At 37.9% G+C, this 17,137-nt stretch carries 14 protein-coding genes; 3 read left to right on the top strand and 11 right to left on the bottom strand.

Translation table 11 applies throughout. From position 1 onward, the window contains the following. Positions 1 to 11: 11 nt before the first annotated feature. The 6 genes from ABVM49_RS03250 to ABVM49_RS03225 all read right to left on the bottom strand — a co-directional run bounded on the left by ABVM49_RS03250 (position 12) and on the right by ABVM49_RS03225 (position 11,538). Entirely contained in the window at positions 12 to 3,080 is a 3,069-nt protein-coding gene (locus tag ABVM49_RS03250; protein ID WP_405203016.1) for a SusC/RagA family TonB-linked outer membrane protein, read from the bottom strand. Between the two features lie 266 nt (positions 3,081 to 3,346). Beyond that, complete coding sequence (locus tag ABVM49_RS03245; RefSeq protein WP_038598735.1) at positions 3,347 to 3,694, bottom strand: cupin domain-containing protein; 348 nt, start codon at positions 3,692 to 3,694, stop codon at positions 3,347 to 3,349. A gap of 5 nt (positions 3,695 to 3,699) precedes the next feature. Beyond that, on the bottom strand, positions 3,700 to 5,997 hold the full coding sequence (locus ABVM49_RS03240; protein ID WP_405203014.1) for an alginate lyase family protein: 2,298 nt from the start codon (positions 5,995 to 5,997) through the stop codon (positions 3,700 to 3,702). A gap of 6 nt (positions 5,998 to 6,003) precedes the next feature. Continuing rightward, positions 6,004 to 8,223 carry a heparinase II/III family protein gene (locus ABVM49_RS03235; protein ID WP_405203013.1) on the bottom strand — a complete coding sequence of 740 codons (2,220 nt, stop codon included), beginning with the start codon at positions 8,221 to 8,223 and terminating at the stop codon, positions 6,004 to 6,006. Then, positions 8,223 to 10,526, bottom strand: coding sequence for a chondroitinase-B domain-containing protein (locus tag ABVM49_RS03230; protein ID WP_405203010.1), 2,304 nt, complete (start codon positions 10,524 to 10,526; stop codon positions 8,223 to 8,225). Before ABVM49_RS03230 ends, ABVM49_RS03235 begins: the two co-directional genes overlap by 1 nt. Before the next feature lie 46 nt (positions 10,527 to 10,572). After that, positions 10,573 to 11,538, bottom strand: coding sequence for a polysaccharide lyase family 7 protein (locus ABVM49_RS03225; protein WP_405203008.1), 966 nt, complete (start codon positions 11,536 to 11,538; stop codon positions 10,573 to 10,575). 254 nt (positions 11,539 to 11,792) lie between these two features. On the opposite strand from ABVM49_RS03225, the gene ABVM49_RS03220 reads away from it, so the two are divergent. Genes ABVM49_RS03220 through ABVM49_RS03210 form a run of 3 tightly spaced genes read left to right on the top strand, consistent with a single transcriptional unit; the run spans position 11,793 to position 13,296 of the window. Continuing rightward, complete coding sequence (locus ABVM49_RS03220; protein ID WP_038598747.1) at positions 11,793 to 12,122, top strand: helix-turn-helix transcriptional regulator; 330 nt, start codon at positions 11,793 to 11,795, stop codon at positions 12,120 to 12,122. A 49-nt stretch (positions 12,123 to 12,171) separates the two neighbouring features. Then, positions 12,172 to 12,639, top strand: a complete 468-nt coding sequence (locus ABVM49_RS03215) for a DUF6428 family protein (protein ID WP_405203006.1) — start codon at positions 12,172 to 12,174, stop codon at positions 12,637 to 12,639. Between the two features lie 24 nt (positions 12,640 to 12,663). Next, positions 12,664 to 13,296 (top strand): low molecular weight phosphatase family protein, encoded by a 633-nt coding sequence (locus tag ABVM49_RS03210; RefSeq protein WP_405203005.1) that lies wholly within the window; start codon positions 12,664 to 12,666, stop codon positions 13,294 to 13,296. Positions 13,297 to 13,386: 90 nt separating this feature from the next. Here ABVM49_RS03210 and ABVM49_RS03205 read toward each other — a convergent pair whose 3' ends face one another. From ABVM49_RS03205 to ABVM49_RS03185, 5 genes are read right to left on the bottom strand one after another with little or no spacing between them, the layout of a single operon-like run. Beyond that, positions 13,387 to 13,995, bottom strand: coding sequence for a hypothetical protein (locus ABVM49_RS03205; RefSeq protein ID WP_405203002.1), 609 nt, complete (start codon positions 13,993 to 13,995; stop codon positions 13,387 to 13,389). 10 nt (positions 13,996 to 14,005) lie between these two features. Beyond that, complete coding sequence (locus ABVM49_RS03200; RefSeq protein ID WP_405203001.1) at positions 14,006 to 15,001, bottom strand: YHYH protein; 996 nt, start codon at positions 14,999 to 15,001, stop codon at positions 14,006 to 14,008. Between the two features lie 18 nt (positions 15,002 to 15,019). Further along, a complete protein-coding gene (locus tag ABVM49_RS03195) occupies positions 15,020 to 15,733 on the bottom strand; it encodes an SCO family protein (RefSeq protein WP_405202998.1) in 714 nt (237 codons plus the stop codon). Continuing rightward, entirely contained in the window at positions 15,654 to 16,223 is a 570-nt protein-coding gene (locus ABVM49_RS03190) for a toxin-antitoxin system YwqK family antitoxin (RefSeq protein WP_405202997.1), read from the bottom strand. Before ABVM49_RS03190 ends, ABVM49_RS03195 begins: the two co-directional genes overlap by 80 nt. 22 nt (positions 16,224 to 16,245) lie before the next feature. Next, positions 16,246 to 17,097, bottom strand: a complete 852-nt coding sequence (locus ABVM49_RS03185) for a YHYH protein (RefSeq protein ID WP_405202996.1) — start codon at positions 17,095 to 17,097, stop codon at positions 16,246 to 16,248. Positions 17,098 to 17,137: the final 40 nt, after the last annotated feature.

Raw genomic sequence — 17,137 nt, 5'->3', positions numbered from 1 at the left:
AGTTGTCTTTCTTAAAATTCTAAATTAACTCCTAGCGAAATTGTTCGAGCGATAGGCGATCCTCCACGTTGGTATCCTACATTGAGAGCTCCTTCATTTTGGTATGATTCTGGGTTCCATCCCGTGTAACCATCTGCAGTGATGTACATTAAGTTTTGCCCTGAAGCATATACACGAGCACGAGATAAACCTACACGTGAGATGAGATCTTTATCAAATGTATATCCAAGGCTCAATGTACGTAGTGCTACGTATGATGCGTCAGAAATAATATCATCAGTAAAAATTTTCTCTTTAATGAATTGTTGATCTGGAGTTGTTTCAGTATTGAAATCCTCACGACTACTAAATTGATTAAAGATATACTGGTCTGCAATGTTTCTTACCTCTGCACCCCAGCTTCCTTGTAGTGTGAAGCTAAAATCTACATCACCTATTTGGAAATCATTTGCAACACTCCAGATGAGATCTGGAAATGGATCACCTATGATTGTTTTATCCTCATCGTCTATAAGTCCATCACCATTTAAATCTTTTACATAAACATCTTGTGCTTCACCACCTACTACTGCATAAGGATCATTTATAAATTCAAGCGGGATATCTCTATCCACTACATAACCGTAAAAAGAAGAGATAGGCTGTCCTTCAAGAGTGATCCACTCTGCAGCACGTTTGCTATCCACATTTGTAATAAGTCCACTTGCTCCGGCAAAGTCCGTTAGTTCATTTTTATTAGTAGATGCGAGTATTGTAGTACTCCACGTAAAGTTTTCATTTGTAATATTACGTGTGCGTAGCTCAATCTCAATACCTTTATTAACAACTTCTCCTCTGTTTGCTAATGCTTCACTAAATCCTGTAGTTGTAGAAACTGGTACATTAAGTAATAACTGGTCTGATGTCTTGTTATAAGCATCAATAGATCCAGAGATTCTCCCTTGGAATAACCCAAAATCTACAGCGACGTTTGCCTCGCTTGAGCGTTCCCACTGTAAATCTGGGTTTGCAACATTTATAGGAGCAAGACCATTTACAACCTCATTGTTAAAGACACTGGAATTAGGCCCATATAATTGTAGTGATGGGTATAGTTCAATATTATCAGATATAAGACCGCTACCTAAGCTTAAGTCTTTGTTACCTGTAAAACCGTAACTAGCTCTAAGTTTTAAGTTACTTATTACATCGCTTTCGCTGAGGAAATCTTCTCTCGCTAGGTTCCAACCTAATGATACCGCTGGGAAGTAACCATATTTGTTATTTACTCCAAAAGAAGAGTGTCCATCTGCTCTTAAACTTACAGAGGCAAGATATTTATCTTCATAAGAATAGTTTACACGTCCAAAAAATGAAAGTAAACGCTCTTCAGTATTATATGATACATTTTCTATTACCGTTGTACCACCCCCTAGAGTTTGTAAAAGGTCATTTGAAAATCCGTTTACAGCAACCGCAGTATACTCGCGATCCCACTTCTCAGCAGATGCTCCTAAAAGTGCACTTAAGTTATGCGACCCAAAAGATTTATCATAAGTAAGTAATGCTTCAGTAAGGATATGTATACGCTCGAAGTTGTCTAAATCTAGTTGTGCGGCAGATGCACCGTTACGACTAGCTTCTACTCCTTGGTAACGACGTTGCTTTCTTGACTGGTAATCACCACCTAGAGTAGCTTTAAAGTTTAATCCTTCTGCAATCTTGTACTTTCCGTAAAAGTTACCATACATTCTAAACTGCTTATCTGTACGATCTCGCTCTAATACTTTTGCAGCAGGGTTTTGGTTACTTGTAGTACTTATATCCACTAGCTCACTTCCATCTCCAAAGAGATCATAATTATCAAAGTGACGTTCTCTTGCATAATCACCTATTTGTACATCTGGATACACGTTGCGATCTACATATTGAATAGAGTTTGCATCGTGAAAAATAGGTAACCACGGTTGTTGTCTTAAAATATCGTGAGTAGATCCATCAAAACGTCTTCTATTTGTATAAGAAGGAGCAAGGTTAGCCCCAAAAGAGAAGTTGTCATTTACTTTAGTATCTACTTTAAGTCTAAAGTTATATTTCTTAAAGTCATCTGTAATAAGTACTCCCTCATCGTGTACATAAGAAAGTGAGGTGTTGAATTTTGTTTTCTCACTTCCACCTCTTGCGCTCAGTGAGTGACTTTCTATCTGTCCGCCGTCAAAAATGCGATCTTGCCAAGACTCATCTATACCTAGCAGCTCTCTATATTGAGACCTTAGAGAAAGTTCTCCAGTATTTGCAAGCTCTCTAGCGTGAGATGCTGCTACGCTTATATCATAAGCATCACTCTGTCTTGCTTCTTTAAAACCAGTAAAGGTGTTGTAACTAAAAACCGTTTTACCTTCTTTACCCTGCTTAGTGGTTATTATAATAACCCCACCAGAAGCTCTAGAACCATAAATAGCGGCAGATGCTGCATCTTTAAGAACTTCTACAGAGTCTATGTCGTTTACATCTACAGTGTTTAGGAAGTCTGCATCGAGAACTACGCCATCTACTACAAGAAGAGGCCCGCTGTCTCCAGCAATAGATCCTACACCTCTAATGTTTATTGTAGCATTAGATCCAGCTTCGCCTTCCGTAGCCTGTATATTAAGACCGGCAACTTGACCTACGAGGGCTTCATTTGCCGTACCTACAGCTATCTGATCTAGATCTTCATTTTTTACTTTACCTACAGCTCCAGTAATTTTTGTTCTAGATTGTGTACCATAACCTATTACAACTACCTCTTCAAGAGCATTTGCATCTACTTTAAGACTCACGTTTGCTTCAGTTTGCCCAGTAATAGGAACAATCTTAGAAGCAAAGCCTACATACGAGTACTGTAAGACATCACCAACCGATACAGACAGCTGGTAATTACCATCAAAATCTGTTGAGACTCCGTTTTGAGAACCTTGTACAATTACACTCACTCCAGGAATAGGAGCATTGTCTTCCTCCGAGACTACGGTACCTTTTATAATATATGCGTCTTGCCCAAAAAGCAATACACCACATAAAAGAAAAAAGGCTAAGGAAAACTTAGTTTTTACATTCATAATTAATGATTTAAGATTTAATTAATTTGTTTTTTAAATAATCCTCAGAAAAACATTAAGTGCTATAGGTTCTGTATGCGTTTTACTACTTTTACAGCAAATAGACTTTCTAAGTTTATTTATACTTCCTACCAGAAGTGATTATCAAGGACAGTGTCGCAGCTGTCCTTTTTTTTATTGGTTTTCCAAACTGGTTTACCACTTTGGAAAACCAAATATGATGATAATAAATTGTTAATGCAAAAAAAAGAGTGTTAAAATATTAACTATTTCATAAAATCTTCGCGTATTGGTGAGAAAACGTCAATAAGCACCCCTGCTTCAGTACAAATAGCTCCGTGTAAATCGTGTGGCGGAATGTAAAAAGAATCTCCAGCTTTAAGGGTCTGAGTCTTACCGTCTATGGTAACATCAAAAGATCCACTCTCTACATAAGTTACTTGAGAATGGTAGTGCTCGTGCATAGGTCCTATTCCTCCTTTTTCAAAATGTACCTTTACGAGCATAATCTTATCGTCATAGCCCATAATTTTGCGTTTTACGCCTTCACCTACTACTTCCCACTCAATGTCTGCGCCTTGTATAAATTCTTTACTTGATCCAAATGATTCCATAATGTTTAATTTTTAAGTTGTTTGAAATAATATGTACCCTTCCAGGTGTATGTATTGTTAGATAATTCTAGTTTGTGTTGCGCTTTCGCAAAAGCGGAATCTACCACAATCACTACATAGCGGTCTTTGTTTTGTAAGGTAAGCTCGAGGGCTGTATACCCCTGAGGTGACGCTAGTGATTTAATATTTTGAATAGCTGCATAGGCATTTTCTGCTTTTTCGGTCACTGGGTTATACGTGCCGTGAGACTCTATTACTTGCACAAAAAGACCATTCTTCATATTGTTGCGACGATGTATAAGCATAGGGTCGCGACGTAAATTAAACTCTGGATCACTGGCCCCTACACGACCAAAAATGAACTGGTCTTTACCCTCTGTGAGAACAGTTGCCGAGTAAAATTTCTTGTTATCTAGCCAGGTAATCTGTGTGTTTTCTGTACTAGGGATGCCTGTAGCCTCTTTCCAGATATGCTGGTAACCTGCTTGTGTGCCTAGAGGGCTGAGTTGAGGTGGAGTGTTTAAATCAAGGTTAGTCGCCACTACCTGCCCTTTATAATAGAGTGGAAGGTCATATTTGTGATTGCTATCACTGGTCACATTAAGAATATCTATAAGCAACGGTTTTTTATGATGGTCTAGCGTTACCATCATCATAGTACGAGTAAACTGTGTGCCAGGGTAGGCATTTGCCTCTACCGCACTTACAACTTGAATGTTTGGGTCGCTTATTTCAAAAGTGGTTACCTCTGGGTGATGTTTTGAACTTTCTTTAAATATACCTTTGTAATGAGAGGTTTCATCTTGTACAAGGGTGTTGTGAGCTATTGTTTGTTTTGCCCAAGTTGTATTTTCTTTAAGATATCCTCCACCATTTTTTTGCTCTACATTTACAAAACGCGCCAGGCCATAGTCTTGTAATACCTCTTCACCATCTTCATATAAGGAGTACGATAATTTATCAAAGTGACCGTGACTTAACCCGTGAGCGGCATTCTTCATAACAAGTGCCATTGTGCCGCCCTCATAATTTGCACGTAATATAGCTACACCGCCTTCATCACCTTTTGCTCCGTCACGTAAGAGCATAGACTCTTTTATAAAAGGTTGTGCTTTGCCTTGATGTATACCTTGAGCAACGGCAAGGCCTGTGGCATCTAGCTGTACATTATCTTGTTGTAGTGCAACAGATAGTAATCTCGGGTCTTGATTACCATAATAGTATGCAATATCTACCGCAGAAACTAGGGACGCCGTTTGGTATGACATTCCCTTCTGTCCATCATTAAGAGGGAAGAACTCACCATCTGCATCTGTAAGGTTTAGTAGGGCATCTACCGCTTTAATAAGTACACCACCGTTGTATTCAAATATCTTGAGCTCTGGTTTTTTAGTCTCTAACGCTTGCGCGAAAGCTAAGAAAGGATACATCGCATAACGCTGATAGTAAGGTCCCTCTGTATAATAACCATCTGGCGAAAATGGCTCATCTAGATTTGCCAAAAACCCGGTTTTCTGTCCTTCTGCCTTTATCGTTCCGCCATCATTGTCAAGGGCTTCACTGTCTATTCCGTCGTCCTTTATGCCGTATAAAGCTCTATCTACAAGCTCGTCATCATTCATCACTAGGCCTATCATACCTACAGCTACCGTCCCCCAAGTACTATGATTATGTACTCTATTAAAAAACTGTGGCGTTTCTACAGATAGAAAATCTGCAAAGGGGCGGAATAACTCATTGTCTAAGGTCTGTCGTTCTTCTTCTGTGATCCATCCTCGTATGCCGTCATACGCCTGACTCATATACACAAGCCAGTTTGCATCATTAAGACATTGCCAAAAGATTTTTCCGCGGGCATATGAGCGTTCTTGCGGGTGACGAGGTAGTGACTTGTACATCTTTGCATATGCTAGTAGTACATCTCTGGTAAACGCTGCATATTTGGCGTCGCCTGTAATTTGAAACAGGGCACCTGCTTTTTGTAAAGTGGCATAATTTTTTTTGTGTTGAGTATGGGTGTAGCCACCGGCCATATCTTTTGGTATGGGCACTTGTATACCTTCTGCTATTACCGCGTCTACTTCTTGCTTTGCTCGCTCAAGCGATTTGTCAAATAATGGTACACTCCCTAATGCACTTTTGATATCATCTACACTTTTTGAGGTAAGCATTAGTTTAGGGTGATCTGCAACATTTTCTGAGTCACTTACTATATTAGTTTGATCTTGATTTTTACAAGAGAGAGCAACCATTACAATTGCGATGAGCTGTATAGCTTTTTTTAAGTGTTTAAAGTGTGTCATAAATAGTTACTTTATCTTATAAGTTACCTCTGTTGCAGGTTGTAATGTGTAGTTTGTATCAATAGCATCTTGAGTGACAATAATCGCTACTTTTTTGCCACTTAGTAGTGTGATGGTTAATTCTTGATTGTTTACTTGAGTCATTATATCTGCCCCTTCTGGAATATCTATAGTTACTGTGTCAACAACTGCTTTTGATATATTAAAGTAAATGGAGGTGTTTCCTTTAGATAGTATTTTTATACTGCCATTATGAAGTGACCACCCTTTTAAAGAGGGGTTTTTATCAGTCTCTCGTATGCGGGTGTCATATGTGCTATAAGGATAAAGTACAGTAATAAAACTATGTGATGCTTCTCCTTCTTTAGAAATGGTAGACCATTGTTTTCCTCTTTTTCCAGAAGTAGTTACACGATCCACCTTATTGAGTTGGTAAATATCTAGACCGCTTCCGTTAGAAAAATTAGAACGTAAGAGTTCGTCACCATTTTCTGTGGTGTAGTGACCTTGCCATTGTTGCTTATAGATATGTGCTTCTTTAGCGTAAAAATTGTCTTTCACGATCCAAAAATCATCTTCTACAGAGATTACTTGTCTTGTGTATGTAACCCCTTTTTCCTCAAAGCCATCGTGGCTGCCTATAAAAAGATCTATAGATTCGTTAGAGAGCCACCCCAGCACCTTAGGTTCTGGAAGACTTTTAAATTTACCAAAACCACTTCCTCCTTTATTAGATGTGTAGTCTTTACCTTGAAGTATGCTGTCTACAAGCGCGACATTTTTTACTTCACTATTTTTAAATAGTTCTAGGTCATCTAGTGAGTAGCGTACTTGGTAATTAGGTAAAACTACGTGCTCATTTGCCATTGCTTGTATACCTAGCATATCTCCGTGCTGGTGGTCTGGCTTGTCTTTATCTAGACCTGCAGATATTATGAGCATTTTATCACTAGCCTTCCAGCCTCCTCTCATTATATAATAACCTGTGTCTGTAAAAGCATATGACTTTGTTTTTGGTGGTTTTGCTTTTATAGATTTTAATCCTTCTAGTTGATTACGGCTTAGGTACCATAAATACTTAGGTTGTACTGTTTGCTTTGCAAAATGCCCCATTACTAGATCATCAAATAATAGGTAACCTAGTGTAAGTGTCCCAGAGATGTCATTTTTTTCTGCCCAAGGCGTATCTGTATCATCAGAGAGTACAGGAGCGCTTCCGTCTGGATAGGCAATTTTGGTGAGCGTTGTAAATAATGATTTGAGTTTGTCTTCCCATAGTGTACTTACGGGCATATTACTTTTTTGAGCCAATTGGTAAACATAAAAATAGTTGTCTATGTCGCTCTGGTGGTAATGTATAGTACGTTCAAACTGAAACCCATCTTTATTAATCTCTCTTTTAAGATGCTCTTCTAGAAGTGACATTGCGTGTGTATACCACACATCTGCATCTTTAAAGTCATTTAATATTATAGCAAGCATAGCCAGTGCAGAGAGACCTCTGGTCTGGTGATTGCCAGGTTTAAACTCTTTATTGTTTTTATATAAATGTGCTGCGTGTTGAAGTAGTGTGGCTATAGTATTAAGTTGATGTTTGTCTGTGTACGCTGCTTCTCCCAGATATCCATTATGTATTTGAAGCCAGTTTAAAATGCGATAACCAGATCTAAAAGATTCATACACGCCATTACCATCATTTATGGTTTCAAAACTATTAGTAATTAAAGCATTATTAAGAGATCCTAGTTGCGATGTGTAATAGTCTATGTAAGATGGGTTTTTATTCTCATAGCGGTATAAAAAAGCAATGTCTACCATTTTATGTTGCCTAGCAAGGTGTCTTAAACCATATGCATTAATAGGAGTTCCATTTTTATAGTTAAAAGGTAATTTCCAAAACGTGCTATCATCAAATTTATCTAGGTGATCTTGAGCTCTAGCCTTGTGATATGTCTCCATCTTTGGGTAAAGACGTTTGTACTCTTCAAAACGCGTGTCTGTCTCGTGCCAGTCATAAAAATAACGAGAGGCAAAAACAGTTCTAAAATGTAGTGCGAGACCAGCCTGAGAAACTTCTCCTAGATCTTTTTGTACGCTAGTTTTGAGATATGGGTATATATCATCTATAGCAATTACCCGTTCAGAAGGAATATGCTGTGCATATCCCGATAGGGTAAGTAATAAGAAGCATAGCTGGACCCCGTATTTTTTAAAAGGTTGCAACATTAGTAAACTAACTTAAGTTTTAAGTTTTGCACGACTTTAATCTCTCCAGAATTTGAAATCTTATTATCCACAGGTTCTTGTCCTTTTTCACCCCACAATACTGCAATGGTTTTTATAGGGTTATTTGTAAAGGTATTTTCGGCAATAGTTACGTTTACGATTCCTCTCGTTTTTAATAAGATATTACTCTTCTCTTGAGCGCCACATTGTGTAAATGTATTGCCACGCACGACAAGGCTACCGCCTATAGTAGATTCGTCATAACCACCACGGTAGTAGTCTAGCACATTCATCCCTACGTTTGTAAAGTTGTTATCTTCTACAAAAACAAAAGCCGCGTTATAATCTCCTTTGTCATTAGTTTCCTTATTAAGTTGGATACCTCTTGCAGTGTTTTTTATGGTACTATTTTTAATAGAGATTGTATCTGCAAACGAAGCTTTACTAGTTTCTAACACACTTTTAAAACCATCTATCTCAACATTATCTAGCCATAATTCATATGCCTGGCCCATCCCTTTTTCTAGGGTTGCAAATGCATCTGTACCCTTATCACCCTTAAGTATAATGTTTGAAAGCTTAAGCTTTGCTCTAGGTTGTAGTTCAAAACCTTTGGTAGCGTTTTTAAAAGTAATCACTGGTCTGTTATTCGTTGCATTAGATTGTAGGGTTACCGCTTTCGCGAAAGCGTAATTACCATCCACCTCATAAGTGCCAGGTGCTATATCTATGGTAGTGCCTTGGCTAGCATTTTTTATAGCTTTTGCCAGTTCTGCTTCTGTCGAAACTGTTATTGTTTCTGGGGCGTTTTGCGCTGGTCTGGTGTTAAACCAAGAGGTCCCGTAGTTTGAGATATCTAGCAATTCTTTATGATTACTTGATACCGAAACAATAGCTCCGGCACGGTTAGACTCGTCACGGCTGTTGCCTAATAAGTCTTGATCTATACGGTCAAAATCAAAACCGTTGTAAAGTTCATTTTGCGCTCCTTGAGGCGCAGAAAATAAGTTGTCACCTTGTGATAGGTCTAACGATTTTGTAATAATACCATCTGTCTTATAATCGCTCGTGTTTTTTACATTTATAAAGTTGCTCTTAAAAGTCACTCCCGTTATGGAGTCATATGTTTTTACAACACTGGCAGTGGGCGCATCTGTGTATATAAGATTATTTGCTACCACCATACGCTCTGCTCTGGCAGATCTAATCTCTGAAGCGGGTAATACCTCTGCCTGACTTAAATTTGCCCCTACACCAAAATGCCAAGGCGTCTTTGAGTTTATAAAAGAGTTATGTGCAACCACAACATCTGTCACTTGGTTATAACGATTAAGTGGAGATTTTGGGATACCATTCATCACGGCAAGCGGTGCTCTAAACTCGTTTCCTTTTAAGTTATAGAAGTAGTTGTTTACAATCCAGTGGCCCGTGTTTATGACACGTATACCACCTATAAATTCTGAATTTTCATTACCTAAAAACACGTTGCCATCTATAGTAGCATAATTACCGTGTCTCAATACCAGTGAACCCTCAGATTCAAAAAACACATTGTTTTTAAATGTATTGTAGTTGCTCTTACTAGAGATAATCTCTACCTCACCATTACAACGTTCAAAATAATTGTGCTCTACATTTACATATCCTGGTGTCATAGAGGTATAGCTGTCTCCTAGTTGCAGCGTCTCTGCACGTGGACCTCCTTTTCTAGGGCGTGGGCCAAAATGGTTGTCTTTAATCTGATGAAAGGTATTTACATTTTCATTACCCTTGAGCATCACACGCAGGGTAGGACCTTGGTTTGTTTTGCCAGTGATGTAGTTATGGTCAAAGCTGTTATGTTGCCCCCACAGTTCTATCCAGTGGTTTTTACTATCTCGATCTGGGTTTGTAAAATCTTCTATCACACAGTCTGTCACTCTAGAGTGATAAGCAATTTTTGAATCGTCTATTTTATATCTTATTACCGCTTTTTCTGTCGTAAATCCGTTTTTAAAATGTAAACCACTCACGTGCAAGTACGACCCGCCCAGCTTGATTGAAGAGTTACCCTCTAAGATAACCTCACCTGGAGTTTCGGCTGTAAGAGATATGGGATTTGCTTCTGTACCCTCACCATAAAATTTTATGGCAGCATCTGTCCAGACACCGTTTTTAAGCACAATATGATCTCCGGGTTCTGCATTTTTAATAGCTGTGTTGAGCTGGTCTATGGTAGTAACGGTCTGGCTTGCGTCTAGTGCTGCCTCTTTACAGGCGCTTAAAAGTACGAGTAAGCAAAGAAGTATGAGATGTTTATACATAATGTGATTGTTGATGTTTTAAGAGTTCTTTCGCGAAAGCGTACTATTAATGTGTAAGCTCTATATTATAGTACTTAAGCGTGGCAAAAGCCTGTGCGTCTGTACTGGTTAAATAATTACCTGCTTTAAAGTAGTTTTCAAAAGGCCATTTTTCTAGACTCACGTCCTCATAGATTAATGGACTTTGATCGTTGAGCTGTATCTCTAAACGGGCGTCACTAGCTGTAATGCTCAAACTGAAAGGTTCAAACCCCACATAACCCATATTGTCTTTTATGTCTTCCCAAGTATCGCTTGAGGTGTCTAGTAAAGCATCTCCCTCTGTAGACTCATCTACTAGTGATTTTTTATGAGACCAGATGTAACCGTCTTTCCAATACATTTTTAAGAGAGGTGGGCCGTTATTAGAACTAAAGCCGTGGGTCTCCATATCTTCTTGAGATATGATACCGTGTATTTGCATTACGATGGTACGATGATAGTCGTTACTTGAGTTAGCATCTTGAGATATGTCTTCCATTTTAAGAGTCCCAGAGAGCGTACCACCTTGGGTTAGCGTCCAATTATCTCTCGAATTAGAAGGGTTTATGAGTTCTCTTAACTCTGTTCTAGAATAACTGCTATTTGCTGTAGATGAAGCTGGATACACGTGAAATACGAGTGAGGTATCCTCAATATCATCATACATAAATGGTGTTATTGCCTCTATGCTTTGATACCCAAAATCAACTAGTTGTGCTGGTTGATATTCGTCTGGGCTTCCGTTATTATTTTCATCAACAGGTAGTGTCACTTTCCAGTTAGAAAAATCTATTGGGGCATACTGGCTAGTATCTGTCTCACTATCTGTAGTGCCTTGTGTATCTTCTACTTGGGGCGTAGGTGTAAAAGGGCCATTATCTCCCTCATCTGTAGACGAGCAAGAGATACTAGCTACACATAATAAGAAGATAATAATAGACCTATATCGTGCAGCGTGTAGTATACATTGTAGGGTGATTACTGTTTGCATTTAAATTTTTTAAACTGGTTTTCCAAATTGGTTTACCAGTTATGTATCTCAAATATAGATATAATTATAAGACTCGCAATATTTTGGCGTAAATTTTACGCTATTGCAAATTATTACCTACTATAATTGTTTAATTTGAGTTTGTGGTTTTCTTGAAGTGATAATTAAATTTCATCCTAAAAGGAATTTTAACTTACTATAATGAGTATGTATTATTTATTAATCGTAATATTGCAATCAAATAATATAAGAAGATGGGATTAACAAAAACCGAAATGTTTACAGATGAGCAAAACCAGATTTCACTTTTTTCAAAAGTATTTGGTCACCCTGCTCGTGTAGCGATATTGCAGCACTTATTTAAAATAAATAGTTGTGTATGTGGCGACCTTGTAAATGAAATAGGTCTTGCACAACCTACCATCTCACAACACCTTAAGGAGCTCAAAAATTTAGGTTTAATAAAAGGTAATGTAGAGGGTACGAGTGTTTGCTACTGTATCAATTCAGAAAATTGGACACGTATGAAAGAAGTAATGCAGCAATTTTTAGATCAAGATATTCTCGCAACAGATTGTTGCTAAAAAAAAATTATTCTCATTAATCGTATAATCGCAATAAACAAATAGAATTATGAAACTGTCAGAAGTAAAAAATGTACTTAATGGGTTGGAGACAATTTCTTTCCAACTACCAAGTGGAGAATTAGTGCCAAGTCATTTTCACGTGACTGAGGTAGGTAAGGTGTCAAAACACTTTATAGACTGCGGTGGTACTGTTCGAAAAGAGGAGGTAGTAAATTTCCAACTATGGAATGCAGATGATTATGACCATAGATTACATCCAGAAAAGTTGGTAAATATTATTGAGCTTTCTGAAAAGATATTAGGTATAGAAGATCTAGAGATAGAAGTAGAGTATCAAGCGAGCACCATAGGTAAATATGGACTTGATTTTAATGGATCAAGTTTTTTACTTACTTCAAAACAAACAGATTGTCTAGCAAAAGATCAATGCGGTATACCTGGCGTAGAGCCAGCTGTTGAGATTGTCGCAGAGACAAGCTCTTCTTGCTGTGGGCCTAATAGTACGTGTTGTTAATCACATTTTTAAAAAGAAATCTATATGACCACAACAGTATCAACGCTATATCCAAAGATCAATGATTTTATAGAGGGTTTAGATATACATAGTATTACAAAAGAGCGCAAGGAGACGCTTGAACCGTTAGTAGCATTTGTTAAAGAAAAGCACAGGCAGCAGGAGATTATAAGACTCAATTTTATATGTACACATAACTCTAGAAGAAGTCATCTCGCTCAAGTGTGGGCACAGGTTATGGCTTACTATTTTGAGATAGGGAAGGTATGTAGTTATTCTGGCGGAACGGAGCGTACAGCTCTTTTTCCGGTAGTTGCCACAACATTAGAAAACACAGGTTTTTTAGTAAAGACTATTTCTAGTGGTGATAACCCTGTTTACACAATAAAGTTTGCAGAAAATGAGCACCCTGTTATAGGGTTTTCAAAAAAGCTGGATGATACTTTTAATCCTAGTGCTGGCTTTGCAGCAATAATGACCTGCTCACAAGCAGATGGTGGATGTCCCTTTGTAGCCGGTGCAGAAAAGCGTGTGCCTATTACATTTGAAGATCCTAAGGTGTATGACGGCACTCCACAGCAAAAGGAAAAATACCTAGAGCGTAGTACACAAATTGCAACAGAAATGCTTTATGTTTTTTCTCAAGTGAAAGGATAGAATTGATGCGTCATATTTATACAATAAAGAAATCCTCTTAGTTTTATACTAAGAGGATTTCTTATTAATAACGCTTTTTTATTCTTAGGTCTAAGCGCGCTTGTATACTTTCTTGCTTAGGAAAGCTATAGCTATAACAATGCCAAGTATAGAAAGAAATGATACCGGTCCCATCGAAGCTTTCTGAATATTTATATCTATAAACTCATCTTCAGTTACCGAAAGCGATAGCGAGTAATTATTATCCTTATTAAGTACAAACTTTGTTTTTTTAAAGTCTTCTTTAAGTATAAGTAGAGCACTCTTGCTGTTATGTATATTCTTAAATAGCGTGTTAGTTAAGTCTATAGTCTCAAGATTAGAAGGGACCTTAGTTAACGTAAATAATACCTTTGTCGCGTGACCTAGTTGCACTTTACCATCAGTAAGGATGTAATTTTGATTCTCATTAAAACTTAGATTAAGATTCTGTGTAATATGATTTAAAACCATTTCTCTAAACTCCTCTGGAGTCTTGTATGGAGTGCTGGCATATGCTTGCCTTATTTCTTGCTGAAATGCAGTGAGAGAAGCATTAATTTGTAATACCCATACATCATTTTGCTTTTCTGCTAAGATAATCGTGGAGGCCTCTGTTTGATGTGCAAAACTCACTGATGTTATTAAAATCACTAGAGTCGAAAGAAGAAACTTTTTCATAATTCTAAATTTAGTTTGCATAAGCCCCTTTGAGACCATTTATGAAGTTGTTGTTGCCTGCGTTATCTACGTGATAGTGATAACCTCTAGTAACATCTGTATGACCGCGAAGCTCATCAAGATCTGAAGCAGCGATTACTTCTTGATTTTTATTTTCATAGATTCCGTGCCCATCTAGTGCATATCCTATAAGTGCGGCGTGACCATCTTCTTGTTCTACTTTTAGGCTAATGCCCGTTGCTGCGTGATAGTGATATCCTTGGTGTACATTAATATGACCCCCCGCATCATCAAATGGGGCTAATGTATAAGCTCCTAAAATATTATCTACTGGTGCTGGTGCAGAAAATTCAACTCCGTTAAGGGCGATACCTCGCGTAGACGGTGCACTATTTTGTCCAGGAGGTCCTCCTGGGCCTGTAGCAAAAAGTGTAGAAGTATTTTGTAATACTGGAGTTATAGGTATTAGGTATGTTTGAGATATATCTGTGATATAAGAAGGTAAACATTCTACACAAAAATTTTCATATTCTTCACCCACAGCAGGGTTTGCTGCATTTATACAATCTTGTTCTGTGTCTGTTACGTATATGTCACCATTTTCATCATACATTAACCAGTTATCATCTTCATAAAAGGCTGCCATATTTTCTATAAAAGCGCCATCTACATCATAAACTTCGCCATTTTCTAACCAGATCCCTCCCGCGTCTGCTCCATCTGCTATGTTATCTGGACACCAAGGCCCCATCTCGTGGTCAGACGGAGTACTGTTTGTGATAATCTGATAGCAATCTGTATTTGTGCCATCTGAGAGTGTGCAGGGAACAATGGTTAAGTTAACACCGTTTGTTGTAAAATTTTCTGGGTTCACATTTACAACTATTTCGTCACTATTGTTATCACTATCCTGATTAGAATTGTCATCATTAGAACAAGATGTGCAGCTCATCATTCCCAAACAAAGGATAATAATGGCACTTAGGTAGATTTTAGAATGTTTCATAAGTATAGTTTTGCTGGATTATTTTTCTTCCTTTAAAGTGTTTATATCTGCTATAAGTTGCTGTACAGATGTTGTATTGAGACCATTGTAAATACCTCGTATATGTTTGTCTTTATCTATGAGCACAAAATTCTCAGTATGTAGAAATTCATCTTCGGTTTTATTGAGACCTAAATCTTCCTCTATGAAGTATTGATTTCTACCTAGGTCATATATTTCATCTCTTGACCCTGTTACAAGGTGCCATTTATCTTTTACAACTCCGTTTTGACTTGCATAGTCTTGTAGGACTTTGCTTGTGTCGTGTTGAGGGGTTACAGAGTGTGAGATTAATAGTATTTCTGGATCATCTATAAAGGCTTGCTGAATTGAAGCCATATTTTTTGTCATTTTTGGACATATGCCTGTACAGAATGTAAAGAAGAAATCTGCTACGTATATTTTATCTTTAAAAGTATCTTGTGTGATAGTGTCGTTATATTGGTTATATAATTTAAATGGCGGTACTGTATGTAAGGTGTCGCTAGTGGTATAAGATGCATCTAGCCATAATGGAGTAAATGTGGCTTCGTTATAATATGGGAGGATTTCTACACGACTTGAGGCTGTGTTTGTATTTGTACAGCTTATGATGCTTAGTATAGTAATAAGGCTAGCGCTCCACAAGTTGTACTTGCTCATCATCCAACTGAAAGCAGAGATTTGCTCTTTTGAGCCCAAATATTCTTCCATTTTTTGCTTCATAGTTGTTATAAATTTTTCCGTTTTCTCTCCAAGATTGTTGTAGTCCTTCTTCTTGACCGTTTACAAGAGTAATTACCTTAAACTTAACGCCGCTTGTATACCATTGATATTGCTTTCCGTGGGGAATCCCATTTTCATAATTTGCTATAGATCTTTTGTTTCCATTACTCCACCAAGAGATAGTTTGCCCGTTACGTACTCCGTTTATATAATTTGCTTTAAAACTTAGAACGCCATTAGAGAAGTATTTTTCTTCAGCGCCGTGTTTTTTTCCTTTCGCGAAAGCGGTCTTCTCAGAGATAGTTCCATCAAGATATATGCTTGTTGCAACCCCTGTAAAAGGCTCTCCCTTATAATAGAAAAGCCCTTTGTGGAGGTTTAACTCGTTTAGTGTGACGGCTAATTCAAACTTTGAGTTTACTGAGGGTGTATAGTTTGTGACTTTTTCCTCAGTATTACGGTTACAGCTTATAATCAATAAGCATATTATGAGTGTTAGGCTATAGTATCGCATTTGGCGTGCCTTGATAATCTCCAGGAAATATGATGTAGTACTGGTTAAGATATAGTTCATCTTGTATGTGGTAATGATATTCCTCTTGATCTGTGTGTTGTGTAGTTGAGGTATGCCCACCAGATGCATCTAGATCTTCTGGATAGCTACCAGTACTTGCACAAATACGACCATACACAAAAAAACCATCGCTTATAATCCCTATAAGGTTGTCATCATTGTTGCTAAAAGCCTTTGGCTCTAGGTGGTAGTGATAACTTTGTGGACCCGTGTGTGCTGCTGTGTAGTCTAGGGATGGTACGGCATCATCTAGTGGTACGTTAGGGCCTTCTTGATCATCATAAATCATAGCGCCACTTACAGCAATACCTATAGGGCCAAGACCTGTAGCCGTGGTTGTACTTGCTAGTTGTGGTGATGAAGAAACGGTAAGCGAGTATGAACCATTAAAATCATCTATATTACCAGGTGCCATCATCTCATAAGTTGTGAGAGTGGGCTCTACAAAGAGTGGGTGATTCTCATCTGCTGCTGGTGTTACGAGTACATTACCCATAGGGTCTGTAGCGGTACGCTCTGTAGTATTAGACCAGTAGGGAGAGGTATGGTTAGGATAACCATTACTCTCTATAATAACATTAGAACCGCTTAGTAGGACTGAAACATTATCTTGATCAAACGCTGCAAAGGCTGCGTGAAGCTCTGCGGTTGTATTGCCGTCATCTGTCGTTGTAGTTGTGTCATTACTATCATCATTACTACAAGCTACAAGTATCACAATTGCACCACTTAGTAGTAGTGAAAGTGCTGCTAGATTTTTTTTGATGGTCGATTTCATAATTGCTTTTTAAAGGGTTTGTTTTATAAATGTACCGTGT

It is taken from the genome of Dokdonia sp. LLG6352-1, assembly GCF_045055815.1.
Classification (GTDB): Bacteria; Bacteroidota; Bacteroidia; order Flavobacteriales; family Flavobacteriaceae; genus Dokdonia; species Dokdonia donghaensis.
Note: the sequence above shows the minus strand (reverse complement) of the source record. Positions and strands in the feature narration are given on the sequence as shown.